The organism is Pseudomonas triticifolii, from assembly GCF_014358015.1.
In the GTDB taxonomy this organism is placed as follows: Bacteria; Pseudomonadota; Gammaproteobacteria; order Pseudomonadales; family Pseudomonadaceae; genus Aquipseudomonas; species Aquipseudomonas triticifolii.
On the sequence record NZ_JACONV010000010.1, the window covers coordinates 62,901 to 89,196 of the forward strand.

At 60.8% G+C, this 26,296-nt stretch carries 28 protein-coding genes; 14 read left to right on the forward strand and 14 right to left on the reverse strand.

Translation table 11 applies throughout. The features are described from left to right. Window positions 1–154: 154 nt before the first annotated feature. From rnk to cyaY, 3 genes are all read right to left on the reverse strand, one after another. Window positions 155–562, reverse strand: a complete 408-nt coding sequence (gene rnk, locus H8S56_RS14845) for a nucleoside diphosphate kinase regulator (protein ID WP_024695085.1) — start codon at window positions 560–562, stop codon at window positions 155–157. A gap of 139 nt (window positions 563–701) precedes the next feature. Further along, a complete protein-coding gene (locus H8S56_RS14850) occupies window positions 702–953 on the reverse strand; it encodes a DUF1289 domain-containing protein (RefSeq protein WP_408003818.1) in 252 nt (83 codons plus the stop codon). Next, window positions 953–1,285 (reverse strand): iron donor protein CyaY, encoded by a 333-nt coding sequence (gene cyaY / locus H8S56_RS14855; protein WP_024687457.1) that lies wholly within the window; start codon window positions 1,283–1,285, stop codon window positions 953–955. Before cyaY ends, H8S56_RS14850 begins: the two co-directional genes overlap by 1 nt. Before the next feature lie 236 nt (window positions 1,286–1,521). On the opposite strand from cyaY, the gene lptM reads away from it, so the two are divergent. The 6 genes from lptM to H8S56_RS14885 are packed head-to-tail and all read left to right on the forward strand — an operon-like array spanning window position 1,522 to window position 6,095. Continuing rightward, entirely contained in the window at window positions 1,522–1,668 is a 147-nt protein-coding gene (gene lptM / locus H8S56_RS14860) for an LPS translocon maturation chaperone LptM (RefSeq protein WP_032610549.1), read from the forward strand. 9 nt (window positions 1,669–1,677) lie between these two features. Further along, the gene (gene lysA, locus H8S56_RS14865) at window positions 1,678–2,925 is read left to right on the forward strand and encodes a diaminopimelate decarboxylase (RefSeq protein WP_024687456.1); all 1,248 of its coding nucleotides are present in this window, start codon (window positions 1,678–1,680) and stop codon (window positions 2,923–2,925) included. Between the two features lie 4 nt (window positions 2,926–2,929). After that, window positions 2,930–3,760, forward strand: a complete 831-nt coding sequence (dapF, locus tag H8S56_RS14870; RefSeq protein ID WP_024687455.1) for a diaminopimelate epimerase — start codon at window positions 2,930–2,932, stop codon at window positions 3,758–3,760. A 13-nt stretch (window positions 3,761–3,773) separates the two neighbouring features. Continuing rightward, the gene (locus tag H8S56_RS14875; protein ID WP_024687454.1) at window positions 3,774–4,508 is read left to right on the forward strand and encodes a DUF484 family protein; all 735 of its coding nucleotides are present in this window, start codon (window positions 3,774–3,776) and stop codon (window positions 4,506–4,508) included. A gap of 2 nt (window positions 4,509–4,510) precedes the next feature. Next, window positions 4,511–5,410: a tyrosine recombinase XerC gene (gene xerC / locus H8S56_RS14880; protein WP_187519058.1), complete on the forward strand. Its 900-nt coding sequence runs from the start codon at window positions 4,511–4,513 to the stop codon at window positions 5,408–5,410. After that, window positions 5,403–6,095: an HAD family hydrolase gene (locus tag H8S56_RS14885; protein WP_187519059.1), complete on the forward strand. Its 693-nt coding sequence runs from the start codon at window positions 5,403–5,405 to the stop codon at window positions 6,093–6,095. Before xerC ends, H8S56_RS14885 begins: the two co-directional genes overlap by 8 nt. An 81-nt stretch (window positions 6,096–6,176) precedes the next feature. Here the strand turns inward: H8S56_RS14885 and sutA are convergent, their stop codons facing one another. From sutA to H8S56_RS14910, 5 genes are all read right to left on the reverse strand, one after another. Further along, window positions 6,177–6,509 carry a transcriptional regulator SutA gene (gene sutA / locus H8S56_RS14890; RefSeq protein WP_024687451.1) on the reverse strand — a complete coding sequence of 111 codons (333 nt, stop codon included), beginning with the start codon at window positions 6,507–6,509 and terminating at the stop codon, window positions 6,177–6,179. 98 nt (window positions 6,510–6,607) lie between these two features. Next, a complete protein-coding gene (locus H8S56_RS14895; protein ID WP_024687450.1) occupies window positions 6,608–7,033 on the reverse strand; it encodes a secondary thiamine-phosphate synthase enzyme YjbQ in 426 nt (141 codons plus the stop codon). 243 nt (window positions 7,034–7,276) lie between these two features. Further along, complete coding sequence (locus H8S56_RS14900) at window positions 7,277–8,614, reverse strand: ammonium transporter (protein ID WP_024687449.1); 1,338 nt, start codon at window positions 8,612–8,614, stop codon at window positions 7,277–7,279. Between the two features lie 35 nt (window positions 8,615–8,649). Next, window positions 8,650–8,988 carry a P-II family nitrogen regulator gene (gene glnK, locus H8S56_RS14905; RefSeq protein WP_002555808.1) on the reverse strand — a complete coding sequence of 113 codons (339 nt, stop codon included), beginning with the start codon at window positions 8,986–8,988 and terminating at the stop codon, window positions 8,650–8,652. Window positions 8,989–9,184: 196 nt separating this feature from the next. Next, window positions 9,185–9,328, reverse strand: coding sequence for a hypothetical protein (locus H8S56_RS14910; protein WP_187519060.1), 144 nt, complete (start codon window positions 9,326–9,328; stop codon window positions 9,185–9,187). Between the two features lie 80 nt (window positions 9,329–9,408). On the opposite strand from H8S56_RS14910, the gene H8S56_RS14915 reads away from it, so the two are divergent. After that, window positions 9,409–9,675, forward strand: coding sequence for an accessory factor UbiK family protein (locus H8S56_RS14915; RefSeq protein ID WP_024687448.1), 267 nt, complete (start codon window positions 9,409–9,411; stop codon window positions 9,673–9,675). A 23-nt stretch (window positions 9,676–9,698) separates the two neighbouring features. Here the strand turns inward: H8S56_RS14915 and H8S56_RS14920 are convergent, their stop codons facing one another. Together H8S56_RS14920 and H8S56_RS14925 are read right to left on the reverse strand one after the other, a co-directional pair. Continuing rightward, on the reverse strand, window positions 9,699–10,004 hold the full coding sequence (locus tag H8S56_RS14920; RefSeq protein ID WP_024695088.1) for a HigA family addiction module antitoxin: 306 nt from the start codon (window positions 10,002–10,004) through the stop codon (window positions 9,699–9,701). Window positions 10,005–10,013: 9 nt separating this feature from the next. After that, on the reverse strand, window positions 10,014–10,292 hold the full coding sequence (locus H8S56_RS14925) for a type II toxin-antitoxin system RelE/ParE family toxin (protein WP_073170993.1): 279 nt from the start codon (window positions 10,290–10,292) through the stop codon (window positions 10,014–10,016). A gap of 315 nt (window positions 10,293–10,607) precedes the next feature. Here H8S56_RS14925 and H8S56_RS14930 point away from each other — a divergent pair, with 315 nt between their 5' ends. Next, window positions 10,608–12,101: a YifB family Mg chelatase-like AAA ATPase gene (locus H8S56_RS14930; protein WP_187519061.1), complete on the forward strand. Its 1,494-nt coding sequence runs from the start codon at window positions 10,608–10,610 to the stop codon at window positions 12,099–12,101. A gap of 194 nt (window positions 12,102–12,295) precedes the next feature. On the opposite strand, the gene H8S56_RS14935 is transcribed toward H8S56_RS14930, so the two are convergent. Then, entirely contained in the window at window positions 12,296–14,272 is a 1,977-nt protein-coding gene (locus H8S56_RS14935) for a methyl-accepting chemotaxis protein (protein ID WP_187519062.1), read from the reverse strand. A 181-nt stretch (window positions 14,273–14,453) separates the two neighbouring features. Beyond that, a complete protein-coding gene (locus tag H8S56_RS14940) occupies window positions 14,454–15,374 on the reverse strand; it encodes a LysR substrate-binding domain-containing protein (RefSeq protein WP_024687438.1) in 921 nt (306 codons plus the stop codon). Window positions 15,375–15,530: 156 nt separating this feature from the next. Between H8S56_RS14940 and H8S56_RS14945 the strand changes: the two genes are divergently transcribed. After that, window positions 15,531–16,913 carry a NorM family multidrug efflux MATE transporter gene (locus H8S56_RS14945; protein ID WP_024695095.1) on the forward strand — a complete coding sequence of 461 codons (1,383 nt, stop codon included), beginning with the start codon at window positions 15,531–15,533 and terminating at the stop codon, window positions 16,911–16,913. A gap of 22 nt (window positions 16,914–16,935) precedes the next feature. Here the strand turns inward: H8S56_RS14945 and H8S56_RS14950 are convergent, their stop codons facing one another. Continuing rightward, window positions 16,936–18,600 (reverse strand): putative bifunctional diguanylate cyclase/phosphodiesterase, encoded by a 1,665-nt coding sequence (locus H8S56_RS14950; RefSeq protein WP_024687436.1) that lies wholly within the window; start codon window positions 18,598–18,600, stop codon window positions 16,936–16,938. A 204-nt stretch (window positions 18,601–18,804) separates the two neighbouring features. Between H8S56_RS14950 and rep the strand changes: the two genes are divergently transcribed. Both rep and H8S56_RS14960 read left to right on the forward strand, forming a co-directional pair. Beyond that, entirely contained in the window at window positions 18,805–20,814 is a 2,010-nt protein-coding gene (gene rep / locus H8S56_RS14955; RefSeq protein WP_024687435.1) for a DNA helicase Rep, read from the forward strand. A 52-nt stretch (window positions 20,815–20,866) separates the two neighbouring features. Then, a complete protein-coding gene (locus H8S56_RS14960; RefSeq protein WP_024687434.1) occupies window positions 20,867–21,436 on the forward strand; it encodes a xanthine phosphoribosyltransferase in 570 nt (189 codons plus the stop codon). Window positions 21,437–21,439: 3 nt separating this feature from the next. On the opposite strand, the gene H8S56_RS14965 is transcribed toward H8S56_RS14960, so the two are convergent. Further along, window positions 21,440–22,759 (reverse strand): sigma-54 interaction domain-containing protein, encoded by a 1,320-nt coding sequence (locus tag H8S56_RS14965; protein WP_024687433.1) that lies wholly within the window; start codon window positions 22,757–22,759, stop codon window positions 21,440–21,442. 281 nt (window positions 22,760–23,040) lie between these two features. Here H8S56_RS14965 and H8S56_RS14970 point away from each other — a divergent pair, with 281 nt between their 5' ends. Genes H8S56_RS14970 through H8S56_RS14980 form a run of 3 tightly spaced genes read left to right on the forward strand, consistent with a single transcriptional unit; the run spans window position 23,041 to window position 26,017 of the window. Further along, window positions 23,041–23,925: an MBL fold metallo-hydrolase gene (locus tag H8S56_RS14970; protein ID WP_187519063.1), complete on the forward strand. Its 885-nt coding sequence runs from the start codon at window positions 23,041–23,043 to the stop codon at window positions 23,923–23,925. Between the two features lie 27 nt (window positions 23,926–23,952). Beyond that, complete coding sequence (locus H8S56_RS14975) at window positions 23,953–25,206, forward strand: NAD(P)/FAD-dependent oxidoreductase (protein ID WP_187519064.1); 1,254 nt, start codon at window positions 23,953–23,955, stop codon at window positions 25,204–25,206. Then, window positions 25,199–26,017 carry a sulfite exporter TauE/SafE family protein gene (locus H8S56_RS14980; protein WP_187519065.1) on the forward strand — a complete coding sequence of 273 codons (819 nt, stop codon included), beginning with the start codon at window positions 25,199–25,201 and terminating at the stop codon, window positions 26,015–26,017. The genes H8S56_RS14975 and H8S56_RS14980 overlap by 8 nt, the downstream gene beginning before the upstream one ends. Window positions 26,018–26,296: the final 279 nt, after the last annotated feature.

The window sequence follows — 26,296 nt, forward strand, 5'->3', positions numbered from 1 at the left end:
CTCCGCGCTGTACACAGATCCTGCCGGATAACACAAAACCCGTGGGAGCGAGCTTGCTCGCGAAGGCGATGCATCAGCCGCCGCCTCTTCAACGGATGTATTGCCTTATTCGCGAGCAAGCTCGCGACCACTGGCGGTCGATAAGCCCACAGGCTTACTGATACTCGCCTGCTGCTTCCGGCTGATACTCAACGGCGAGCAGCGTCAGCTTGAGGGTCTTGCCGCCCGGCGCGGGCCAGTCGATGTGTTGACCAACCTGCAAACCCAGCAGCGCAGAGCCCATCGGCGCCAGAACGGAAACGGTGCCCTCGGTGCCTGCATCCTGTGGATAAACCAGCTTGAGGTGATAGTCCTTGCCGCTGCCCTCTTCGCGGCAGTGCACACGAGAGTTCATGGTCACGACGCCTGCAGGGACTTCATCGTGGCCGACCACCTGTTCGGCGCGGTCCAGCTCGGCCTGCAACGCCAGGACACCTGGCGTGGAATCGTCCAGACTGTCGATCAGGTTCTCAAGACGCTGTACGTCGAGCCGGGTGAGGATGAGTGAAGGTGCAGTGTTCATGATCGGGGCAGACTCCTTTTTCCGCGCGTGATAAAAGCAAAACCCCGCCGAGCTGGGCGGGGTTTTGACGGGCCTCCCTATCAAGAGAAGCAGGTTCTGACACTAACACAGTGCAATAAATACACAACCCGACGGGACGTCAGCCTGCGGCATGACCTGTTTCAGCGTGAGAACGACGCCGCTCGGCTTCATGGCGGATCTGGCGTCGGCGCTCATCATCGGCCGAGCGCCACTCGCGAATGTCTTCAACATGACGAAAGCATCCCAGGCAGACCTTGTGCTCATCCAGCCGGCACGTACTGATGCATGGCGAGGGCACGGCGGGGCTGACGTTGCTATACAGCGGTTTGGGCGGCCTGACGGCAGCAGGCTGAGGGGTCTGGCTCACGATCAGATCTCGTCGAAATCCAGCTCGACACCGGCCTGTTCCAGCGTCATGCGGGCGAGCATCTCGCTCAGCAGCTCATCGCTGGTGTCGCAGGTCCAGCGGCTGTGTTCTTCGTCGTAATCGAAGTGGAAACCACCTGAACGCGCTGCCAGCCACATCTGGCGAAGCGGTTCCTGACGGCTGAAAATCAGTTGGGAGCCGTTTTCGAACTTGACGGTCAACACACCGGCCGAGTTTTCAAGATCCACGTCCAGGCCACTCTCGTCGAACACATCTTCCAGATTTTGCTGGGTCGCATCGACCAGGTCGTGAAAGCGGGCTTCGGTCAAACTCATTGCGGGAACCTCGGAAAGTGTCTGCTGAAAGCGCAGTGGGGCAAGATACGGATGCCATTCGGCAAATGCAAAGCATACCCGTCATTGGCATGACTGAACGCGATAATCCGGCGTGACAGGTCAATACCTTCACTGCCGCGTCAAAAGCCCGCCGGACGGGAGGAGCCCTGCATAGGCAAGCCGTCGGGTGGCCGGTATACTCGGGCGCAATTAATGCTTTTACAAAGGATTTCGCCATGAAGCGCCTGATCTCTTCGCTTGCTGCGCTCGTCGCGGTCGCTTGTCTTGTTACAGCCTGTGGTCAAAAAGGCCCGTTGTATCTGCCGGATGACACCAAGTCCCCCGATGAACAAGCCAAATCGCAATCGCACAAGCATCTTTAAGGGAATTACATGGACGCTTTCAACTACCGCGACGGTGAGCTGTTCGCGGAAGGTGTAGCTTTGTCTGCCCTCGCCGATCGCTTTGGCACGCCGACCTACGTCTACTCCCGCGCTCACATCGAAGCACAATACCGCGCCTACACCGACGCACTGGACGGCATGCCGCACCTAGTGTGTTTCGCCGTCAAAGCCAACTCCAACCTGGGCGTGCTCAATGTCCTGGCCCGCCTCGGTGCCGGTTTCGACATCGTCTCGCGTGGCGAACTGGAGCGCGTGCTGGCCGCTGGCGGCAAGGCAGAGAAGATCGTGTTTTCCGGCGTCGGCAAGACCCGTGAAGACATGCGTCGTGCGCTGGAAGTCGGCGTCCACTGCTTCAACGTCGAATCCACCGACGAGCTTGAACGCCTGCAGACCGTCGCCGCCGAGCTGAACGTGCGTGCGCCGATCTCGCTGCGCGTCAACCCGGATGTCGATGCGGGTACCCACCCGTACATCTCCACAGGCCTCAAGGAAAACAAGTTCGGCATTGCCATCGCAGACGCTGAAGACGTTTACGTGCGCGCCTCGCAACTGCCGAACCTTGAAGTGATCGGCGTCGACTGCCACATCGGCTCACAGCTGACCACGCTTGCGCCTTTCATCGATGCGCTGGATCGTTTGCTGGACCTGGTCGATCGTCTGGGCGATTGCGGCATTCATCTGCACCACATCGATCTGGGTGGCGGCCTGGGTGTTCGCTACCGCGACGAAGAACCGCCGCTGGCGGCGGACTACATCAAGGCCGTGCGCGAACGCCTGGCCGGCCGTGATCTGGGCCTGCTGTTCGAACCGGGGCGCTTCATCGTGGCCAACGCAGGTGTCCTGCTGACCCGCGTCGAATACCTCAAGCACACCGAGCACAAGGACTTCGCCATCGTCGATGCGGCCATGAACGACCTGATACGCCCAGCGCTGTACCAGGCCTGGATGGACGTCACGGCCGTGCGCCCGCGCGACGGCGCTGCACGCGCGTATGACATCGTCGGACCGATCTGCGAAACCGGTGATTTCCTGGCCAAGGGCCGGGAGCTGGCACTGGCCGAAGGCGATCTGCTGGCCGTGCATTCGGCCGGGGCCTATGGCTTTGTCATGAGCTCGAACTACAACACGCGTGGCCGTGCTGCCGAAGTACTGGTGGACGACACGCAGGCCTTTGAAGTGCGTCGTCGCGAAACCGTGGCCGAGCTGTTCGCTGGCGAAAGCCTGCTGCCGGAGTAACCCCATGCTGCTGCGTTTTACCAAAATGCACGGGCTGGGTAACGACTTCATGGTCCTGGACCTGGTCAGTCAGCACGCGCATATTCTGCCCAAGCACGCCAAACAGTGGGGCGACCGGCACACCGGTGTGGGCTTCGATCAACTCCTGCTGGTCGAAGCACCGAACAACCCGGACGTGGACTTTCGCTACCGCATCTTCAATTCCGACGGTTCGGAAGTCGAGCAATGCGGCAACGGCGCACGCTGCTTTGCACGTTTCGTGCTCGATAAGCGCCTGACCGCCAAAAAACAGATCCGCGTCGAAACCAAAAGCGGCATCATTGAGCTGGATATCCGTAGCGACGGACAGATCAGCGTCAACATGGGCCCGCCGCGCCTGATTCCGGACGAGATTCCATTTCAGGCCGCAGCCCAGGCGACCAGCTACACCGTCGATGTTGACGGACAGAGCGTTGAACTGGCCGCCGTCTCGATGGGCAATCCCCATGCGGTACTGCGCGTGGATGACATCAATAATGCGCCGGTTCATGAGCTGGGCCCGAAGATCGAACATCACCCGCGCTTTCCCGCACGGGTTAACGTAGGGTTCCTGCATGTCGTGGATCGCCAGCGCGCACAATTGCGGGTCTGGGAGCGTGGTGCAGGGGAAACCCAGGCGTGCGGCACCGGCGCTTGCGCTGCTGCAGTGGCCGCCATTACCCAGGGCTGGATGATGTCGCCGCTGTTGATCGACCTGCCTGGCGGGCGGCTGTCCATTGAATGGGCAGGCCCGGGGCATCCTGTGATGATGACAGGCCCGGCCGTCAGGGTTTACGAAGGCCAGGTTCGTCTTTAAGTGAGCAAATGCGATGACTGATCAGCCTCAAGCTTCAACCGGCACCCCCAGCGAATCGCCTGCCGATAGCGCAGCGCCAAACCTTGAAGCAGAGGCGGTCATCGCTTTTCTGCTGCAGCATCCTGACTTCTTTGCCGAGCACGACGAACTGCTGGTGTCGATGCGCATCCCGCACCAGCGTGGCGACACGGTTTCGCTGGTCGAGCGCCAGCTAAAACTGCTGCGCGAGCGAAATATCGAAATGCGTCATCGCCTGTCACAACTGATGGATGTCGCAAGGGACAATGACCGGCTGTTCGAAAAGACACGCCGCCTGAACCTTGCACTGATGGACGCCACCAGCCTGGATGAGATTGTCATCGCGGTCGAAGACAGCCTGCGTCAGGACTTCCAGGTGCCCTATGTCAGCCTGATTCTGTTCAGCGACAATCCCATGCAGGTCGGGCGTTGGGTCAGCAGCGCAGAAGCGCAGAAGGCCATCGGTGGACTGATCGGTGAAAAGGTCGTGTGCGGTGCCTTGCGTGAACACGAACTGGCTTTCCTGTTCGGCGCAGAACAAGGCAAGGAAGTCGGCTCGACGGCCATCGCCAGCCTCAACCACCTGGGCCTGCACGGCGTGCTGGCCATCGGCAGCCGTGACCCGCAGCATTACAAAAGCTCGGTAGGAACGCTGTTTCTCAGTTATATCGCTGACGTCTTGAGCCGCCTGTTGCCACGCTTCGCCCACTCGCTGCGTTCGGTCCGCTAGCCATGGAACAGCATCTGGACGCCTACTGCATGCACCTGCGCAGTGAGCGGCAGGTGTCTCCTCATACGCTGGAAGCCTATCGGCGCGACCTGGACAAGGTGCTGGCCTTCTGCAAGAAAGCCGGGCTGTCGAACTGGACTGCACTGGACATTCAGCACCTGCGCAGCTTTACGGCCCGCCAGCATCAGCACGGACAGTCCTCGCGCAGCCTTGCACGCATGCTGTCGGCCGTGCGCGGCTTCTACAAATACCTGAACCGCGAAGGCGCGTGCGAACACGATCCTGCAAACGGGCTATCCCCGCCCAAAGGCGAACGCCGCCTGCCCAAGACGCTGGACGCCGACCGAACCTCACAACTGCTGGATGGCGGCGTCGAGGATGACTTCATGGCCCGTCGCGATCAGGCCATTCTGGAGTTGCTGTACTCCTCGGGCTTGCGCTTGTCAGAACTGACCGGGCTGAACCTTGAGCAACTGGACCTTCGCGACGGCCTGGTGCAGGTGCTCGGCAAAGGCAGCAAGACCCGTTTGTTGCCTGTGGGCAGCAAGGCCCGTCAGGCGCTGGAAGCCTGGCTGCCGCTGCGAGCACTGGCCAATCCGAAAGACGATGCAGTGTTCATCAGCCAGAAAGGCACGCGCCTGGGGCCTCGTGCGGTGCAGAGCCGGGTCAAGGCGGTCGGTGAGCGCGAACTGGGCCAGAACCTGCACCCGCACATGCTGCGCCACTCCTTCGCCAGCCATCTGCTGGAGTCATCGCAGGACTTACGGGCCGTCCAGGAGCTGCTGGGCCATGCCGATATCAAGACCACCCAGATATATACACACCTGGATTTCCAGCATTTGGCTACTGTTTATGACAGCGCCCATCCACGCGCCAAACGCAAAGGATCTGTAGATGATTAAGCTGGTGACTTTCGATCTGGACGACACCCTGTGGGACACTGCGCCCGCGATAGTGGGTGCCGAAGCGGCACTGCGCGACTGGCTGGCCGAGCACGCCCCCAGGCTCGGCCCCGTGCCCGTGGAACATCTGTGGGAGATCCGGTCGCGCCTGATAGAGGCCGATCCTTCTCTCAAGCACCGAATCAGCGCCCTGCGCCGCCGTGTGCTTTTTCACGCGCTGGAAGACACCGGTTACGACGCCGACGAGGCACAGGACCTGGCCGACCAGGGCTTCGAAGTCTTTCTGCACGGACGCCATCAGGTGCAGGTCTTCCCTGATGTGCAACCCACGCTGGAAATCCTCGCCAAGACTTTCACGCTGGGTGTGATCACCAATGGCAACGCCGACGTGCGCCGTCTGGGCCTGGCCGACTACTTTTCCTTCGCGCTGTGTGCCGAGGATCTGGGCATCGGCAAGCCGGACCCTGCACCGTTCCTGGAAGCCTTGCGGCGCGGTAATGCGAATGCCAGTGCCGCTGTACATGTCGGCGATCACCCCAGCGACGACATCGCCGGAGCCCAGCGCGCCGGTATGCGTGCCATCTGGTACAACCCGCAAGGCAAGGCCTGGGATGCCGATCAGTTGCCGGACGCGGAAATTCATAACCTGTCGCAATTGCCCGAAGTCCTGGCGCGCTGGGCCTGAGGCCAGCGGACTGCGCTCAAACAGCAGACAAGAAAAAGCCCGCAGCGACGGCGGGCTCGTTCTCATACGACATCTGCTGCCTTAGATAGGGCGGCTGCCGTATTTGTTGTCAGGCTTCTTGGGCGGATCGGCAACCACGTTGGCTTCCACTTCCTGCACCTTGCCGCCACGCGCCAGGAATTCTTCCATCGCACGCGCAAGAGCATCACGCTCCTTGTTCTTGGCTTCTACACTGGGCAGCTCATCGACCGAAACTGCAGCCTTGGCCTTGCCTTTGGCAACCGGTGCCGAAACCTCGGCATCGTCTACCTCGACAGCGTCGTCGTCGGTGGCGGCAACAAGACCTTCGTCGCCATCCTCCTCGCCTTCCAGGTCGTCTACCAGATCGTCATTGTCGTTGTCGTCGTCGCTCATGTTCTACCTCATGACTTGCGAAAGCAGATTTAGTTATAGCCCAACAGCCTCAAACGCCTGAGACCGCCGGAAAAATCAATAACCACTGACCCCAGCGGTTATATCCATTCACCCTGAAGAGTGGCCTGGACGTTACGAGTACCACCCGACTCTCGATGTTCGCCCAGATAAATACCTTGCCAGGTGCCCAGCGCCAATCGCCCTGCCGAAACCGGCAACAACAACTGGCAGCCAAGGAGACTGGCCTTGAAGTGCGCGGGCAAGTCATCAGGGCCTTCGTCGTTGTGTTCATAACCGTCGACACCCTGAGGCACCAGCCGGCTGAAAAAACGCTCGAAGTCACGACGTACCGCCGGATCGGCATTCTCGTTGACGGTCAGCGAGGCCGAGGTATGTTGCAGCCATAAGTGCAGCAGTCCGACTCGACATTCGCGCAGCTGGGGCAAGCCTGCCAGTATCTCGTCAGTGACCAGATGAAACCCGCGTGGCCTTGCCCGCAGCGTAATTCTGGCTTGATGCCACATACCATTCTCCGCACCTTCGGCGCGCATTCTAACTCGCCTGAGAAAAAAGCAAAGCGCGCAATAAACCAGCTTCACCGCACATTAACGAAGACAAACAGAACAACCTCACACGCGCCGCGTCAGAGCGCCCAAATCATTGACGCAGGCAAACCAGTGACAGCAGAAAATCTCGATTTATCCACAACCGCCAGACAAAAAAATGCCCGGAAACCGGGCATTTTTTGTTTACAGCGCGGCGGCTCGTTACAAGTTGTAGCCACGCTCGTTGTGTTGCGCAAGGTCCAGACCCACAGACTCTTCCTCATCGGTGACACGCAGACCCATCACCGCGTCCAGCACCTTGAGGATCACGAAGGTCACAATGGCCGTGTAGATGACCGTAAACGCGACGCCTTTGAACTGAATCCAGACCTGAGCGCCAATGTCGGTCACCGTGCCGAAGCCACCCAGTGCAGGGGCTGCGAAGACGCCGGTCAGGATCGCACCGACGATACCGCCGATACCGTGAACGCCGAAGGCATCCAGGGAATCGTCGTAGCCCAGCTTGCGTTTCAGGCTGGTGGCGCAGAAGAAGCAGATGACGCCTGCCACCAGACCAATGATCAGCGCGCCCATCGGACCTACGGTGCCGGCCGCTGGCGTGATCGCCACCAGACCTGCAACCACACCCGAGGCGATGCCCAGAGCACTTGGCTTACCGTGGGTCAGCCATTCAGCGAACATCCAGCCCAGCGCAGCAGCAGCGGTCGCGATCTGGGTGACCAGCATCGCCATACCGGCAGTGCCGTTGGCCGCAGCAGCGGAACCTGCGTTGAAACCGAACCAGCCTACCCACAGCATTGCCGCGCCGATCAGGGTGTAACCCAGATTGTGCGGGGCCATCGGGGTGGTCGGGAAACCTTTACGCTTGCCCAGCACCAGGCAGGCAACCAGGCCAGCAACACCGGCGTTGATATGCACGACGGTACCGCCTGCGAAGTCCAGAACGCCCCAGTCCCACATCAGGCCACCGACGCCGCCCCAGACCATGTGGGCGATTGGCGCGTAGACCAGCGTGAACCAGATCGCCATGAAGATCAGCATCGCGGAGAACTTCATACGCTCTGCGAAAGCACCGACGATCAGCGCAGGGGTGATGATTGCAAAGGTCATCTGGAAGGTGACGAACACCGCCTCAGGGAACAATGCCGCAGCGCCGGTAATGCTCGATGGCGTGATACCCGCCAGGAACGCTTTACCCATGCCGCCGAAGAAGGAATTGAAGTTGACGACGCCAGCTTCCATACCGGTGGTGTCAAACGCGATGCTGTAGCCGTAAACGACCCACAGGATGCTGATCATGCCGGTGATGGCGAAACACTGCATCATCACAGACAGGATGTTTTTCGAGCGAACCATGCCGCCGTAAAACAGCGCGAGGCCAGGGATGGTCATGAACAGGACCAGAGCGGTCGCCGTCAACATCCATGCGGTATCACCGGAATTGAGCACGGGCTCGGCCACTGGGTCAGCCGCCAGGGCCAGACCAGGTACTGCAAGGGACAACAGGGCTCCTAGCCCTGCGAATTGACGCAGAGTCATATTGTTTTCTCCTGGGGCGTTGGGGTTTTGGCGGCTTAAATAGCGTCGGTATCGGTCTCGCCGGTACGGATGCGGATGGCCTGTTCCAGATTGACCACGAAGATCTTGCCGTCACCGATCTTGCCGGTGTTGGCGGCCTTGGTTATAGCCTCGATGACGCGATCCAGATCCTTGTCATCGATGGCAACATCGATCTTCACTTTAGGAAGGAAGTCGACTACGTATTCAGCACCGCGATAAAGCTCAGTGTGACCTTTCTGACGACCGAAGCCTTTGACTTCAGTAACGGTGATGCCCTGCACGCCGATTTCAGACAACGACTCGCGCACGTCATCCAATTTGAACGGTTTGATGATGGCAGTGACTAGCTTCATGAAAACTTTCTCCCGAATTTGGTGGACTTGCCCCAGGAAAACAAACCCGACTCAAGTCTAAGCGCAGTGCCTGGCTTTGTAACGCGCCGGTCGCCTGATCAGGCCTGACCGACTCCAGAAAACCGCTTCTGACGAAACACTTCCCCGCTCCGCCTGCCGCACTGCATTCGTCACAGCGACTGCATCAGTGCATGGGTCATAAGCCACTAAGCAGAAAGCTTGCCATCTCGTGAATATTCATCAAATACAGGCCCTTGAGCCATTTGGCACGCACCACAGCCGCCTTGATGCGCGGCGAATGCACAAGCATGGTGCGCACGTGCACGCCCATGCGCGCCATAAACGTGCACTGCCGCCCGCCTGAATTGACTGTAGCCCCTGCGTGCTACACTGCCGCCCATCTGATTCAGGAAAACCACCATGCTCGCGCCCAAAGATTTCCTCGACGCCCTCAGCGGCCACGCCTCGCGCCTGTTCAACGGCGAAACCCCCGTGCCCCGCGGCGAATTCGAAACCCAGTTCAAGGCCCTGCTGCAAAGCGGCTTCAGCAAACTGGATCTGGTCAGCCGCGAAGAGTTCGACAGCCAGATGGCCGTCCTCGCCCGCACCCGCGCCCGTCTGGAGGCGCTGGAAGCCAAGATGGCGGAGCTTGAAGAGAAAATGGGACCGGCTGACAAGGCTGAGTGACGGGTCAGCGCCGGGTCAGGTCGTCAGGCGCAGTGGGCCAGACACCTGACCTGATCGCGAATCTGCGCGCCCTTCTCGATCTCTGCCTTGCGCAGGTCATAAGTCAGCTGCAGGTTCAACCAGAACTCGGGGCTGGTATCAAGACATACGCCCAGACGCAGCGCTACATCCGCGCTCACGCCCCTTCGCTGTAACACGATGTCATTGACTGTCGGTGTTGAAACATTCAGCGCCCGAGCCAAGGCAGCGGCGGTAAGGCCCATGGGTTCGAGGTATTCCTCTTTCAGAACCTCGCCGGGATGAACGGGGCGCATTCCATTTTTGGTCATTGTTGCACCTTAGTGGTAATCGACAATTTCAACGTCCTCGGGGCCGTTCTCGCCCCAAACGAAGCAAATTCGAAACTGAGCATTGATACGTATGCTGTGCTGACCGCGACGATTGCCATCAAGCGTCTCAAGCCGGTTACCCGGCGGAGATCGAAGGTCCGACAGCAGGACTGCGGCGTCCAGCATTGCGAGCTTTCGTTCTGCAACCGTCCTTAGCGCAGGCCATAGTCGGGTCCTGCCATTTTGAAATAACCCTTTCGTATCGGCGCATTTAAAACTCACAATCATGATTAAAGCTTAACGTTATTCGTTAAGAAAGCACTTTATTCTTCCACCACTCTGCATCCAATACGACGCATCGCAAGAGGCTGTAGGAATGCGTCCTTTTTAATCACAGTGTCCTGTCCTCGTGCTCACCGCCATCCCTCGTTCGCTGAGGGTCTGACGTTGCGTTCCGGCAATGACGCACGTTGAGCTCAGCGGACAGATCACGCCTGCAGTCTATCCGTAGCCCTCATTAACACCCTGTATCCATTCCCCACCTGCCCTTCATCCCCGAATGACGCACGATAACGCCCCGTCGCTCATATCAAGGAATGATCCATGTCGCTGGCCATCGTCCATAGTCGTGCCCAGGTCGGGGTTGAAGCCCCGGCGGTTACTGTTGAAGCGCATCTGGCCAACGGGCTGCCCACGCTGACGCTCGTCGGGTTGCCTGAAGGGGCGGTCAAGGAGAGCAAGGACCGGGTGCGCAGTGCCATTCTCAATTCCGGGCTGGATTTTCCGGCGCGGCGTATCACGCTCAATCTCGCACCTGCCGATTTGCCCAAGGATGGCGGCCGGTTTGATCTGGCGATCGCGCTGGGTTTGCTGGCAGCCAGTGGGCAGGTGCCGTTGACGGCGTTGCAGGATGTCGAGTGCCTGGGGGAGTTGGCGCTGTCGGGGGGTATTCGGCCGATTCAGGGCGTGTTGCCCGCCGCACTGGCCGCGCGTGCGGCGGAGCGGACGTTGATCGTGCCAGCCGTTAACGCCGAGGAGGCGTGCCTGGCCTCGGGCTTGCGGGTCATTGCGGTGAATCATTTGCTGGAGCTGGTGGCGCACTTCAACGGGCGCACGCCGATTGCGCCGTATCAATCCAGTGGCTTGCTGCATCAGTCCAGGCCTTACCCGGACCTCAGCGAAGTGCAGGGGCAGACGGCGGCGAAGCGCGCGTTGGTGGTCGCTGCTGCCGGAGCCCATAACCTGTTGTTCAGCGGCCCACCCGGCACGGGCAAGACGCTGCTTGCCAGTCGCCTGCCCGGTCTGTTGCCACCGCTGGATGAGTACGAAGCGCTGGAAGTAGCGGCCATTCAGTCGGTCGCCAGCCAGGTGCCGCTGACCAGTTGGCCGCAGCGTCCGTTCAGGCAACCGCACCACTCGGCGTCCGGGCCGGCGCTGGTCGGTGGTGGCAGTCGTCCGCAGCCGGGCGAAATCACACTGGCGCATCATGGCGTTTTGTTCTTGGATGAGTTGCCGGAGTTCGACCGTCGCGTGCTGGAGGTCCTGCGCGAGCCGCTGGAGTCCGGCCATATCGTGATTTCCCGCGCGCGGGATCGGGTGCGGTTTCCAGCACGTTTTCAGTTGGTCGCGGCGATGAACCCGTGTCCATGCGGTTATCTGGGTGAGCCCACCGGTCGCTGCCGCTGCTCCACCGAACAGGTGCAGCGCTATCGAAACAAACTGTCCGGCCCGCTGCTGGACCGCATCGACCTGCACCTGACCGTTGCGCGTGAAACCACCTCACTCAATCCCGGCCCGTCTACCGGCGACACCACAGCCAGCGCGGCTGCCGTCGTTGCGCAGGCCCGCGACCGACAGAATCGTCGCCAGGGCTGCGCCAACGCTTTCCTCGACCTTCCTGCCCTGCGCCAGCATTGCGCGCTGTCGAGTGCTGATGAGACCTGGCTGGAAACGGCATGCGAGCGCTTGACGCTATCGCTGCGCTCGGCGCATCGGCTGCTGAAGGTGGCGCGAACCCTGGCGGACCTGGAGCAGTCAGAGACGATCAATCGCAGTCATTTGGCAGAGGCGTTGCAGTATCGGCCTGCGAGTGGGTGAGAAGGCATGGAATCATCTGCTCTACAGATGAAAGCACTCGCAACATCTGCTGAGAGGACAGGCTCGCAAACGACTGATATCGCTTATCCCCCTGAATCCCCCTGAATCCCCGAGCATTGCGCCTTCAAATCCGAAAAGACCATGCCAGCAAATACCACCGGCATGGTCGCATCAGAATTAAAGCAAGCGACCCCTCACCGAAACCGATCAACCTCTCTGCGCAACTCTGCCGCCAGCGCGCTCAGTTCTTCAGCCGTGATAGCCAGATTGGAAACCACTTCGCGCTGTTCGCTGTTGGCCATGGCGATGCTTTGCAGGTTGCTGCTGAGCATGGTGGCGGTGCTGCTCTGCTCTTGAGTCGCGGTGGTGATGGCCGCGAACTGGTGACCGGCGGAGCGGCTTTGTTCGTCGATCTGGGCCAGGGCCGAGGCGACTTTAGCGTTGAGCGACAGCCCTTCCTGCATCAGCACGTTGCCTTGTTGCATGGTGTTGATGGCGTTGCCGGTTTCCTGCTGGATGCTGGCAATCATGACGGAGATTTCGTCGGTGGCCTTGCGGGTGCGCGAGGCCAGGCTGCGGACTTCGTCGGCGACCACGGCAAAACCGCGACCTTGTTCACCGGCGCGTGCGGCCTCGATGGCGGCGTTGAGGGCCAGCAGGTTGGTCTGGTCGGCAATCGAAGTAATCACCCCGACGATGCTGCCGATTTCCTGCGAGCGCTGGCCCAGGGTGTCGATCACGGTCGCGGTGCTGCTCAGCGACGTGGCGATCTGCTGCAGTGACGAGGAGGCTTCTTCCATGGAGGTACGGCCGATGCGGGTCTGTTGCGCGTTGTCCTGCGCCAGTCGCTCGGTGTTGCCCATGTTGTCGGCGATGTTCATCGACGTTGCGCTGAATTCTTCAACCGCGCCCGCCATGCTGGTGATCTCGCCGGACTGCTGCTCCATACCTTCGTAAGCGCCGCCGGACAGGCCGGACAAGGCGTGAGCACGGGTGCTGACTTCCTGCGCGGCGGTGCGGATGTGCGACACCATCGAGGAGAGCGCTTCGCTCATCTTATTGAAGCTGCCCGACAACTGACCGATTTCGTCGTTGCTGGTGATGTTCAGACGCACACTCAGGTTGCCCGCGCCCAGTTCATCGGCCTGACGTACCAGCTCGGACAGCGGGCGCAGTTTGCTGCGCAGCAGCCAGATGGCGCTGATAACGGCGATGAGCATGGCCAGCAGGCTACCAATGGCCAGTTGCGTGCCGACGTCCCAGGTCACTGCGCTGATTTCGCTGCGGGGCATGCTGGCAATGACAGTCCATGGACCGCCCGCGAAGGGCTGGCCAACGCTGTAGAAATCCTGTTTGCCGTCATTCCAGAACTGGGCCTTGCCCGGTTTGCTGGCGAGATCGACGACCGCCTTGGCGGCATCTTCAGGCGACTGGATGCCGGCAGGCGGGACCAGCCAGGTGCCCTTGTCATCCAGCAGCGCCAGCGAACCGGTGGTGCCGATGCGGAAGTTTTTCAGGTTATCGAACTGGGTTTTCTGCGCATCGGTGTAGTCAAACCCCACAAACAGCGCCGCAATGATCTTGCCACTGCCGTCGCGAACCGGGCTGTACTGGGTCATGTAGTAGCGATCAAACAACATTGCCTTGCCTACATAGCCCTGGCCGGACATCAGGCGCTCATAAGCAGGCGCCTTGCGATCGAGCATCGTGCCGATGGCGCGTGTGCCGTCCTGCTTGCTCAGCGAGGTGCTGATGCGGATGAAGTCATCGCCGCTGCGCACGAAAATAGTTGCCACGCCCGCTGTAAGCCGACGGAACTCATCCACTTCGGTAAAGTCATTATTGAGCACCGCATCACGCAGAAACAGGCCTGGGGTCTGCTTACCGGCGACAGTGACGGGCTTGTCCGCCTGCAGCGTCAGGCCGTCGGAGAAGCGTTTTTCGAACAACCCGCTCAAGCGCTGAGTGCTGTCGCGCAGGGTGCTGTGAAAAGTGTTGATCTGATCGGCAAGCAGTCTTGCCTCACTCGACATGTGATCTTCACGGATGACCAGATTGGATGCGTCCAGAGACCTCAACGCGAACAGCGTACTGCCGCTGATGACGATGGCCAGGATCACAGCCAGGGCGATACCGAGTTGCGTCGCAATTCGGGTACGGGGCTTGGACATAGGGGCTCCATGCCGAATGACCTGCGCCAGATCCGTGGCCAGTCATTCAGCAAACGTTAGTTAGAGGTTGTACCGTTTGCGAGAAACGGCTCTTAAGCAGAGCTTCGGCCAACAAGAACGATACTTGAGCATCGCGTGTGGGCTTTAGTAAAGATGGCATTTTCGCACTATGCGCGACGTATTAGTGCAAAATTTCAACTAACGGCAATTCCATTGCTTTCACTTCGGCCTGCAGAAAGTCGCTCAAACGCCGCAACCGCTCTGCACCGGGCCTTGTACGTGGCCAGACCAAATAGTAGTTTTCCCCACTGGCCACCGCCGTGCGCCATGGCAAACTGAGCCGGGACTGCGCCACGTCTTCGGCGACCATCAGCAAATCGCCCATCGACACGCCATACCCGCGCGCTGCCGCAATCATTCCCAGTTCAAGCGTGTCGAACACCTGGCCGCCCTTGAGCGACACCTTGTCGCCCAGCCCCATGCGGTTGAGCCAGGTGCGCCAGTCGCGACGGTCTGGCGTGGGGTGCAACAGTTCGGCTTTGGCCAACCGCTCGACGTTCCACGGCGGATCCTTCAGCAAGGTCGGAGCGCCCACGGGGATCAGCCATTCCGCAAACAGCAGCGTGGATTCCCAGTCGGCCGGAAAATGCCCATGACTGAGCAGGATCGCGCAGTCGAACGGCTCCTGCGCAAAGTCCACCGCATCAATGTCCATCCACGCGCTGGTCAGTTGCACTTCATTACCCACCTGCAGGTGACGAAAACGACTGAGCCGCGCCAACAGCCAGCGCATGGTCAGGGTGGACGGCGCTTTCATGCGCAGAATGCCTTCTTCGGTCTGCAACGTACTGCACGCTCGCTCCAGCGCCAGAAACCCGTCCCGCACGCCAGGCAGCAACGCCCTCGCCGCCTCGGTCAGTTGCAGGTTGCGCCCGTTGCGCTGAAACAATCGGCAGCCAAAGTGCTCTTCCAGCGTACGAATATGGCGGCTTACCGCACTCTGCGTGATGGAAAGCTCTTCTGCTGCGCGAGTGAACGAGGTGTGCCTGGCCGCAGCTTCGAATGCACGTAGTGCATACAGAGGGGGAAGACGACGAGACATGTGCAGTTTCCTGAGGGGCCAGGCAACTACTGTACTGCAAACAGCTTCGCATGAGTTTTAGTCATGCCCAGTATCGGATTTATCGCTTTGTGCTGATGACCGTAAATGCCGACAATAAGCGGCTCATCAGTTCATCTGCCGTAGAGCACCGCCATCATGCAACAGCCCGCCCTCAAAGAACTCTGGATCATCCTGCGCCTGGCCGGGCCGCTTATCGCCTCGCAAATGGCGCACATGCTGATGGTGTTCACCGACACGGTGATGATGGGCAAGATCGGGCCTGAAGCCTTGGCGGGCGGCGGTCTGGGCGCTGCGACCTACAACTTCATTTCGTTTTTCTGCGTGGGGGTGATGGCGGCGGTCGGTACGCTGGTGTCGATCCGTCACGGCGCTGGCGACACCGAGGGCGCAACCCGCCTGACGCAAGCCGGGCTGTGGCTGGCGTGGGGCATGGCGCTGGTGGCGGCGCTGATCCTCTGGAATCTGGAACCCATCCTGCTGCAATTCGGCCAGGCCGAAGCCAACGTGCACATGGCAGCTCAGTTTTTGATCACGCTGCCGCTGGCCTTGCCCGGCCTGCTGAGCTTCATGGCCCTGCGTGGTTTTACCAGCGCGCTGGGTCGGGCAAGGCCCGTCATGATCATCAGCCTGATCGGTGCCGTCGCTAACTACGCGCTCAACTACGTGCTGATTCACCAATGGTTTGGCCTGCCCAATCTGGGGCTGATGGGCATCGGACTGGTGACAGCCATCGTGACCAACTGCATGGCGCTTGCCTTGGCGCTGCACATCGGTCGACACCCGGCCTACGCGGCATACCCCATTCGCAAGGGCTTATCCCGGCTCTCGCGCAGCCATCTGAGTGAGTTGTGGCGTCTGGGTCTGCCGATCGGCGGAACCTACGCTGTCGAGGTCGGGCTCTTCACCTTTGCCGCGTTCTGCATGGGTGCGATGGGCAGCACTCAGATGGCTGCGCACCAGATCGCCCTGCAGACGGTGTCCATGGCGTTCATGGTGCCGGTCGGGATTTCCTACGCCGTGACCATGCGCATTGGGCATCATTACGGCGCAGGCAATATGCTGATGGCCCGCACGGCCGGACGTCTGGGGATTGGGTTTGGTGGCACCATTATGCTGCTGTTCGGCCTGCTGTTCTGGCTGGCGCCGCATCAGATCATCGGCCTGTTTCTGGACATCAACGACCCGGCGTTCGCCGACATTGTGGTCATGGCCGTGCACCTGCTGGCCATCGCGGCCTGGTTCGAGTTCTTCGACGGCACGCAGACCATCGCCATGGGCGCGATCCGCGGACTCAAGGATGCCCGCACGACCTTCCTGGTTGGCCTGGCCTGCTACTGGCTGATTGCCGCGCCAGCCGCGTGGCTGCTCGGTTTTTACGCCAATGCAGGAGCCCCGGGCGTCTGGTGGGGACTGGCGCTGGGCCTGCTCTGCTCAGCCGTTGCGCTGACCTACGCCTTTGAATGGAAGACCGCACGGCTGTTGCGCAAACAACCGGCCGGGGCGGTGGTGCCAGGGTGATGCGCCGAGCGAGGACCGCACCTCACCCCAGCGTGGCTGCCTGAGCCTGATCAGCGTCTGATTGCAGCCAGGTGACCAGTTCATTCAGCGGCAGCGGCCTGCTGATCAGGTAGCCCTGCACCTGATCACAGTCAAAACCACGCAGCAGTGCCAGTTGCTCGGGCGTCTCCACGCCTTCGGCCACCACGTCCAGATTCAGGTTGTGCGCCAGGTTGATCATGGCGTGAACCAGCTTGCGGTTTTCCTCGCGGGATTCCATTTGCCCGACGAAGCTTTTGTCGATCTTGAGCAGCTTGATCGGCAGGCTGTTGAGGTGCACGAAGGAGGAGTAACCGGTGCCGAAATCGTCCAGCGAGAAGCGCACGCCCAGACGTCCCAGCGCGTCCATGGTCTGCCGGACGTGATCGCTGCGACGCATCACGGCGGTTTCGGTCAGTTCGAACTCAAGCCAGCGGGCATCGACAGCGTGATCGTTGATCAGCCGGGTCAGGGTTGCCAGCAACTGACTGTCCTGAAACTGTCGGAACGACAGATTGATCGCCATGTGCAGCGGCGCAAAGCCCTGTTCACGCAAGGCCTGCATGTCGCGCAGTGCACGGAAGATGACCCAGTAGCCCAGCGGCACGATCAGGCCGCACTGTTCGGCCAGTGGCACGAACTCGCTGGGTGCCAGCAAGCCTCGCTCGTGATGACGCCAGCGCACCAGCGCCTCCAGACCGACGACACGTCCGCTGCGCAGGCACAGGCGAGGCTGGTAATGCAGCTCCATGTCATCGCGGCGCAGAGCGCGACGCAGCTCCCCTTCCAGATCGGCCAGACTGCGGGCGTTTCGATTGATGCTGTTATCGAACAGATGAAACGTGCAGCCCTGCAGGCTTTTGGCCTGACGCATCGCAATGTGCGCGTGCCACATCAAGGCATCGGCACCGGCCTCGGTCTGCGAATGCGCCACGCCCAGGCTGCAGCCGAGCAACAGGCTTTCGCCATCGATCCAGTAAGGCTCCGACAGCACGTCGGTGATGCGTTCTGCCAGTTGCGCGGCGCGCTCAGGCGCATGCCGGGTGTCGATCAACAGAGCGAACTCGTCGCCACCCAGGCGGGCGATCTGGTCACCGGCCTGCAACTGGCTTTTCAACCGGGCAACCACCTGCAGGATCAGCCGATCGCCGGCCTGGTGGCCCAGCGCGTCGTTGGTACGGCGGAAGTTATCCAGGTCCAGGTGCCCGAGCGCCATGCTGCCGCCACTGGACAGCCGGGCTGCCAACAGCGCATGAAAACCCTGGCGGTTGGCAATCCCCGTCAGCGGATCCTGACCGGCAAGGCGGCGCAGGGTGTCTTCCAGATGGCTACGCTCATGGGCGTAGCGCAGACAGCGATTCAGCACATCCCGGTTGAGCCCATCGCGCACCAGCCAGTCACTGAAGCCGGGCAACCCGGCCAACGGCTCGGCCTCAAGCAACGCCACCATCGGCAACGTACAACTGCCGGTGGGCGGTTGCAGACTGGGGGTCGCCAACAGCACGGTGTTGCGCTCGTTGCCGTAACGGGCGTCGAATGCGCTCCAGTCAGTGGCGCTCAGCAGCGTCACAGGATGGCCCGGATCGGTCAGGCAACCGCTCAAGAGCGCCTCCCAGGAAGGCTCTTGGGCCAGTAACAGCAACCGCAAGGGTTCGACAGGCGTAGGCAATCTAACTTCCTAAGTTCAAAGGAAAAAACTGATGGCTGCACGCTCGCGAGCGTACAACGAATGCACTTGTTTTCGCGCCGCGGCGCAAATGTAACAAAAACGAAGAAATTAGATAGTCGTCACGACCTTTCTACGATGATCGCTGCACAAACCCGTGGGCCTGTTAAAATGCCCGACCTTTTCGCAAACGACTTTCAGGCTGTCATGTCCCGACTCAATCCCCGGCAACAGGAAGCCGTGAACTACGTTGGCGGCCCTCTTTTGGTGCTCGCCGGTGCAGGCTCCGGCAAAACCAGCGTGATCACGCGCAAGATCGCCCATCTGATCCAGAACTGCGGCATCAAGGCCCAGTACATCGTCGCCATGACCTTTACCAACAAGGCCGCGCGCGAGATGAAGGAGCGGGTCGGCACGCTGCTCAGGGCCGGTGAAGGACGCGGCCTGACGGTCTCGACGTTCCACAACCTGGGGCTCAACGTCATCCGCAAGGAGCACACGCGGCTGGGTTACAAGCCGGGTTTTTCGATCTTTGACGAGGCTGACGTCAAGGCGCTGATGACCGACATCATGCAGAAAGAGTATTCCGGCGACGACGGCGTCGACGAAATCAAGAACATGATCGGCGCCTGGAAAAACGACCTGATCCTGCCTGCCGAAGCGCTGGAAAACTCGCGCAACCCCAAGGAACAGACCGCCGCCATCGTTTACACGCACTACCAGCGCACGCTCAAGGCGTACAACGCAGTGGACTTCGACGACCTGATTCTGCTGCCGGTGAAGCTGTTCCAGGAGCACGCCGACATTCTGGAAAAGTGGCAGAACAAGGTCCGCTACCTGCTGGTGGACGAATACCAGGACACCAACGCCAGTCAGTACCTGCTGGTCAAACTGCTGATCGGCAGCCGCCACCAGTTCACCGTGGTGGGCGACGACGACCAGTCGATCTATGCCTGGCGCGGCGCACGGCCGGAAAACCTGATGTTGCTCAAGGACGACTACCCGTCGTTGAAAGTGGTGATGCTGGAGCAGAACTACCGCTCCACCAGCCGCATCCTGCGGTGCGCCAACGTGCTGATCTCCAACAATCCGCACGAATTCGAGAAGCAGCTCTGGTCCGAGATGGGCCACGGCGATGAGATTCGCGTGATCCGCTGCCGTAACGAAGACGCCGAGGCCGAGCGCGTTGCGGTGGAAATCCTCACCCTGCACCTGCGCACCGACCGGCCTTACAGCGATTTCGCCATCCTGTACCGTGGTAACTACCAGGCCAAGCTGATCGAGCTGAAACTGCAGCACCATCAGATTCCGTACAGGCTTTCAGGTGGCAACAGCTTCTTTGGTCGTCAGGAAGTGAAGGACCTGATGGCTTATTTCCGCCTGCTGGTGAACCCCGACGATGACAACGCCTTCCTGCGGGTCATCAACGTGCCGCGTCGGGAGATCGGCTCGACCACGCTGGAAAAACTCGGCAATTACGCCACTGAGCGAAAGATTTCGATGTACGCCGCCACCGACGAAATCGGTCTGGGCGAGCATCTGGACAGCCGCTTCACCGACCGCCTGCAACGCTTCAAGCGCTGGATGGATGGCGTGCGTCAGCAATGCGCGCAGAACGATCCTATCGCGGTGCTGCGCAGCATGGTCATGGACATCGACTACGAGAACTGGCTGCGCCAGAACAGCTCCAGCGAGAAAGCCGCCGACTACCGGATGAGCAACGTCTGGTTCCTGATCGAGGCGTTGAAAAACACGCTGGAGAAGGACGAAGAAGGCGGCATGACCATTGAGGAAGCCATCGGCAAGCTGGTACTGCGCGACATGCTTGAACGTCAGCAGGAAGAAGAAGACGGTGCCGAAGGTGTGCAGATGATGACCCTGCACGCCTCCAAGGGGCTGGAATTTCCCTACGTGTTCATCATGGGCATGGAAGAAGAAATCCTGCCGCACCGCTCCAGCATCGAAGCCGACACCATCGAAGAAGAGCGCCGCCTGGCCTATGTGGGCATCACCCGCGCGCGCCAGACCCTGGCCTTTACCTTCGCCGCCAAGCGCAAGCAGTACGGCGAGATCATCGACTGCGCGCCCAGCCGTTTTCTCGATGAACTGCCGCCCGACGACCTGGCCTGGGAAGGTAACGACGACACCCCAACCGAGGTCAAGGCGGTACGCGGCAATACCGCCCTGGCCGATATCCGCGCGATGCTGAAACGCTGACCGGCACAAGAATCGATCATTTATTGCGCAATGGCGCACCCAAGGAACCGAAGTGGAAGCACTGCACAAGAAGATTCGCGAAGAAGGCATCGTATTGTCCGACCAGGTATTGAAGGTCGATGCGTTCCTCAATCACCAGATCGATCCGGCGCTGATGAAGGCCATCGGTGACGAGTTCGCACGGCTGTTCGCCGACGCGGGCGTGACCAAGATCGTCACCATCGAAGCCTCGGGCATCGCCCCTGCGGTGATGGCGGGCCTGAACATGGGCGTGCCGGTGATCTTCGCCCGCAAGCATCAGTCGCTGACCCTGACCGAAAACCTGCTGTCGGCCAGCGTGTACTCGTTCACCAAACAGGTCGAAAGCACCGTTGCCATCTCGCCGCGTCATTTGAACAGCCATGACCACGTGCTGATCATTGATGACTTCCTGGCCAACGGCAAAGCCTCGCAGGCGCTGATCTCAATCATCAAGCAGGCGGGCGCGACCGTTGCCGGGCTGGGCATCGTGATCGAGAAGTCGTTTCAAGGCGGCCGCGCCGAACTGGACGCACAAGGCTATCGCGTCGAATCGCTGGCGCGGGTCGAATCGCTGTCTGATGGTGTCGTGACCTTCAAATAAACGTCACGTCAGCACACCGAGCGTGCGCAACCGCCGATACAGGGTGCGCTCGCTCAGCCCCAGTTCTTTCGCCAGCTCACTGCGTGACCCCTGAAATACGCTGAGCGTGTGCGCGAGCTTCTCCAGCCCATCGTCCTGGCGGCGAGGCAGCACGCGCCCGGCCTCGTTGTGCCCGCGCACATCGGCGGGCAAATCCTGCACGCGAATCACCCCGTCATCGGTGAACAATCGGGCGCGCTCCAGAATATTGCGCAGTTCCCGGATATTGCCGGGGTAGTTGTAGAGCCGCAGCAGCTTCATGGCGTCGGGATCAACGCGTGGCGCGGCCCCTTGCGCACTGCGTTGCAGCAGGCTGTCGATCAACAGCGGCAAGTCATCGGTGCGCTCGCGCAGTGCGGGCAGTCGGATGGGGAACGCACTGATGCGATAGAACAGGTCCTGTCGAAAACTGCCGTCGGCCACCATGTCCTTGAGCGGCTTGTGGGTCGCAGTGACCAGACGGAAATCCGAATGCACGGTTCTCAGGCTGCCCACCGGCCGAAAACTGCCTGACTCGATCAGGCGCAGCAGCTTGACCTGCATGGCCAGCGGCACTTCGCCGATCTCGTCGAGAAACAACGTGCCGCCATGCGCCGCTTCTGCCAGGCCGATCTTGCGTTGCAGCGCGCCCGTGAACGCGCCCTTCTCGTAGCCGAACAGCTCACTCTCCAGCAGCGTATCGGTGAGCCCGGTGCAATCCACCACCACCAGCGGCCCGGCTGATCGCGAGCTACTGGCATGCAGGGCGCGGGCGAAGAGTTCTTTGCCGGTACCGGACTCACCTTGCAGCAACACCGGAATCTGCGCTGGCGCGGCGCGTTGCAAGGCGCTCAGCACCTCTTTGAACGCGGCAGAACGCCCCACCAGTCCATGCTGCTGAGGCTGAACCGAGGCCACCGCCACGGAACTCAAGCGCTCGACGTAAGCAATTACCTCGCCCTGATCACCCAGAATCGGGCGCAGTTCAACGTCGACATGCTCAGGGCCGCGCGGGGTGTGGTGGATGTGCAACAGGCGTTCCGGCAGCCGGGTCTCATGTGCCTTGCGCATGGGGCAATGCTCACCGGCCTGATCGCACGGCACGGCGTACTGATGCGACACCCGATAACACTTCTCGCCCACATGCGGTACGCCTTCAACACCGAACTGGCGCTGGTACGCACCGTTGGCGGCAATGATGTTGTAGTCGGTATCCAGAACAATGGTGGGACGCTCGTCATGCTCAAGGTAGGACACCAGCGACTGCATGTGGCTGCCAGAAAAATCGGTGGCAATGAGAGACATGGGCGGTTCCTGTGCAGATAGCGTGAAAAGCGTTGTGCAGTTTACCGCACTGCACTGCCAGATACTGCCATTGACTGCCACATAACCGCCATTAAGTGGCAGTCCAAACGATACGGACGGCGACGTCTCATCAGGCTAAAACCGTCGACGCTTTTGAATTAAGGGGCTCAAGCCAGAACATCGGCCATTGGCATGCTTATTGACTCTATCTGGCAACGACTGCCAACCGCCTTGCCTGCTGGCGTGGGTTTCGGGCGACTTACAGCCACAGGGATTCGAACATGATCATCGGTGACAAGCTTTACCTCGAGGCGCTGTTCGACAGCCAGACCTGTACCGTCAGCTATTTGCTGATGGACCTTGCCAGCAAGCAGTGCGCGATCATCGACAGCGTGCTGGACTACGATCCCAAATCGGGACGCACGCGCACCGAGTCCGCTGACCGGATGATCGGCCGTGTACGGGCTCTGCAGGCCTCGGTGCAGTGGATTCTGGAAACCCACGTACATGCCGATCACCTGTCCGCCGCCGCGTACCTCAAGAACAAGCTGGACGGGCAAATCGTGATCGGCCGGCACATTACCCAGGTTCAGGAAACCTTCGGCGCGCTATTCAACGCGCCGGCCGATTTCGCCTGCGACGGCAGCCAGTTCGACGTCTTGCTCGACGATGGCGCAACGTTTGCCATTGGCACGCTGCAAGCCAGAGCCCTGCATACGCCAGGACACACGCCCGCGTGCATGAGCTATCTGGTCGAGGTCGATGGGCAAACAGTCGCGTTCGTCGGCGACACATTGTTCATGCCTGACTACGGCACCGCCCGCTGCGATTTCCCCGGTGCCAGCGCCCGCACGCTGTATCGCTCGATCCGCAAGCTGCTGGCCTTGCCGCCGCGGACGCTGCTTTTCATGTGCCACGACTACCTGCCCAACGGCCGGGAGCTGAAGTACATGACCACCGTCGCCGAGCAACGCGCCAGCAATATCCATGTGCGGGACGGCATCAGTGAGGACGCGTTCGTCAGCATGCGCGAAGCCCGTGACCAGACACTGGAAATGCCCGTGCTCATGCTGCCGTCGGTGCAGGTCAACATGCGCTGTGGCCACTTTCCAGAGCCGGAAGACAACGGCGTGCGCTACCTCAAAATCCCCCTCAATACCCTTTGACTCCCGTCAGCCTCCGGAAACCTTGCAATGAATGCCCCCACTGCCAACTGCCAGATCCTGATTGTCGGTGCCGGTGCTGCCGGCCTTTCGACAGCCGCCAGCCTGCTCGCCCGCGACAAGACCTTGAGCATCACGCTCATCGATCCGGCCGACACGCACTATTACCAGCCAGGCTGGACAATGGTCGGCGCGGGCATTTTCTCGCCTGAAACGACGGCACGCAGCATGGCGTCGCTGATCCCAAACGGCGTGCAGTGGATCAAGGCCGCCGTGGCGAGCTTCGAACCGCAGGCCAACCGTGTGACGCTTCAGGACGGGCGAACGCTGGGTTATCAGCAACTGGTGGTCTGCCCCGGCCTCAAGCTGGACTGGTCGGCTATCGACGGACTGGTCGAGACGCTGGGTGCCAACGGCGTGACGTCCAACTATCGCTACGACCTGGCGCCTTACACCTGGAAACTGGTCCAGAACCTGAAACAGGGTCGTGCGCTGTTCACACAGCCACCGATGCCGATCAAGTGTGCCGGAGCGCCACAGAAGGCCATGTACCTGTCCTGCGATCACTGGCGAAAGGCGGGGCGTCAGGGTCAGATCACTACGCAGTTCTTCAACGCAGGTGCCGTGCTGTTCGGCGTGGCGGACTATGTTCCGGCCCTCATGACGTATGTCGAGCGCTATGCCATCGACCTCAGATTCAGTCACAGACTGGTGGCCGTCGATGGGCCTGGCAAACGCGCCACCTTTTTACGTACCGGGCCGGACGGCAGCAGTGAAACGGTGGAACAGGGTTTCGAGATGCTGCACGTGGTGCCGCCACAGATCGCCCCGGACTTCATCCGCACCAGCCCGCTGGCCGATGCCGCAGGCTGGGTGGACGTCGACCCGGCCACGCTTCGCCACCGGCAGTTCGCCAATGTGCATGGTCTGGGCGATGCCACCAACACCAGCAATGCCAAGACGGCGGCAGCCGCTCGCAAGCAGGCGCCGGTGGTTGCCCATAATGTCCTGGTCGCGTTGGGGCGGCTGACTGATCCGGTCATCTATGACGGTTATGGCTCGTGCCCGCTGACAGTCGAGAAAGGCAAAATCGTGCTCGCCGAATTCCTCTATGGCGGCAAGGTAGCGCCCAGCTTCCCACAGTGGCTGCTCAACGGACGACGACCGACACGCCTGGCCTGGTGGCTGAAAGAGCGCGTGCTGCCGCCACTGTACTGGCACGGCATGCTCAAGGGCCGTGAGTGGCTGGCCAAACCGAAAAAGGTCACGGCCGAACATGGATGAGCATCAACTGCTGGGCGCCGGCCTGGGCGCGATTATTGGCGCGGTGCTGGCGTTGACCGGCGCGGGCGGCGGGATTCTTGCGGTGCCGCTGCTGGTGTTCGGGCTGGGGCTGTCGATTGTCGAGGCTGCGCCGGTCGGTCTGCTCGCCGTGGGCATGGCGGCAGGCGTTGGCGCGGTGCTGGGTTTGCGTCAGGGCATCGTGCGCTATCGCGCCGCGGCTTACATCGCCGGTATCGGGGTGGTGGTCGCGCCACTGGGACTGTGGCTTGCGCATCGCCTGCCCAACGCGCCGCTGGCACTGCTCTTTTGCGCCGTGCTGCTGTATGCCTGCTCACGCATGCTGATCAAAGCCCACCGCGAACTGCGCGACGGCGCACCAGCCCCACGCGCCGAGGTGCTGCCCTGCGTGATCAATCCGTTACAAGGTCGTCTGCGCTGGACCATGCCCTGCCTGCGAGCCTTGACGATGACCGGGCTAGGCTCGGGCCTGCTGTCCGGTTTGCTCGGTGTCGGCGGCGGTTTTGTGATCATTCCGGCGCTGACGCGTTATACCGATCTGGACATAAAAAGCGTCATGGCGACCTCGCTGGCGGTGATCGCCCTGGTGTCGACCGGCAGCGTCATCACCGCCTCGCTGAGCGGGGTCATGCACTGGACCGTAGGTTTGCCGTTCGCGCTGGGGGCGATGGTCGGCCTGTTGGCCGGCAGACAGATTTCGCGTTACCTGGCCGGGCCTCGCTTGCAGCAGTTGTTTGCGCTGTGCGGGATCGTCGCGGCCTGCATGTTGGCCCTGTCAGCGCTGCAGGCCTGATGATCGTGCCCATGCTCCGTTGGTGGTACACAGCTTTAGTGAATAAAGGCAAAACCGGTCATCAGCCAGTACATTCGCGAATGTGTTGCGCCTGAAAAGCAGTCTTCGTGGACAAGTCCACTCCTACGGATTGAGAACCGGTTTATCAGCTAGTGGGAGCGGACTTGTCCGCGAAGGGGCCGGATGCTATTGCCCATGCTCTGCGTAATGCACGGCCTCATCGATGAATACAAACGTGTGGGAGGCGGCTTGCCGCCTCCCACGAGAGTTTTTTCACCC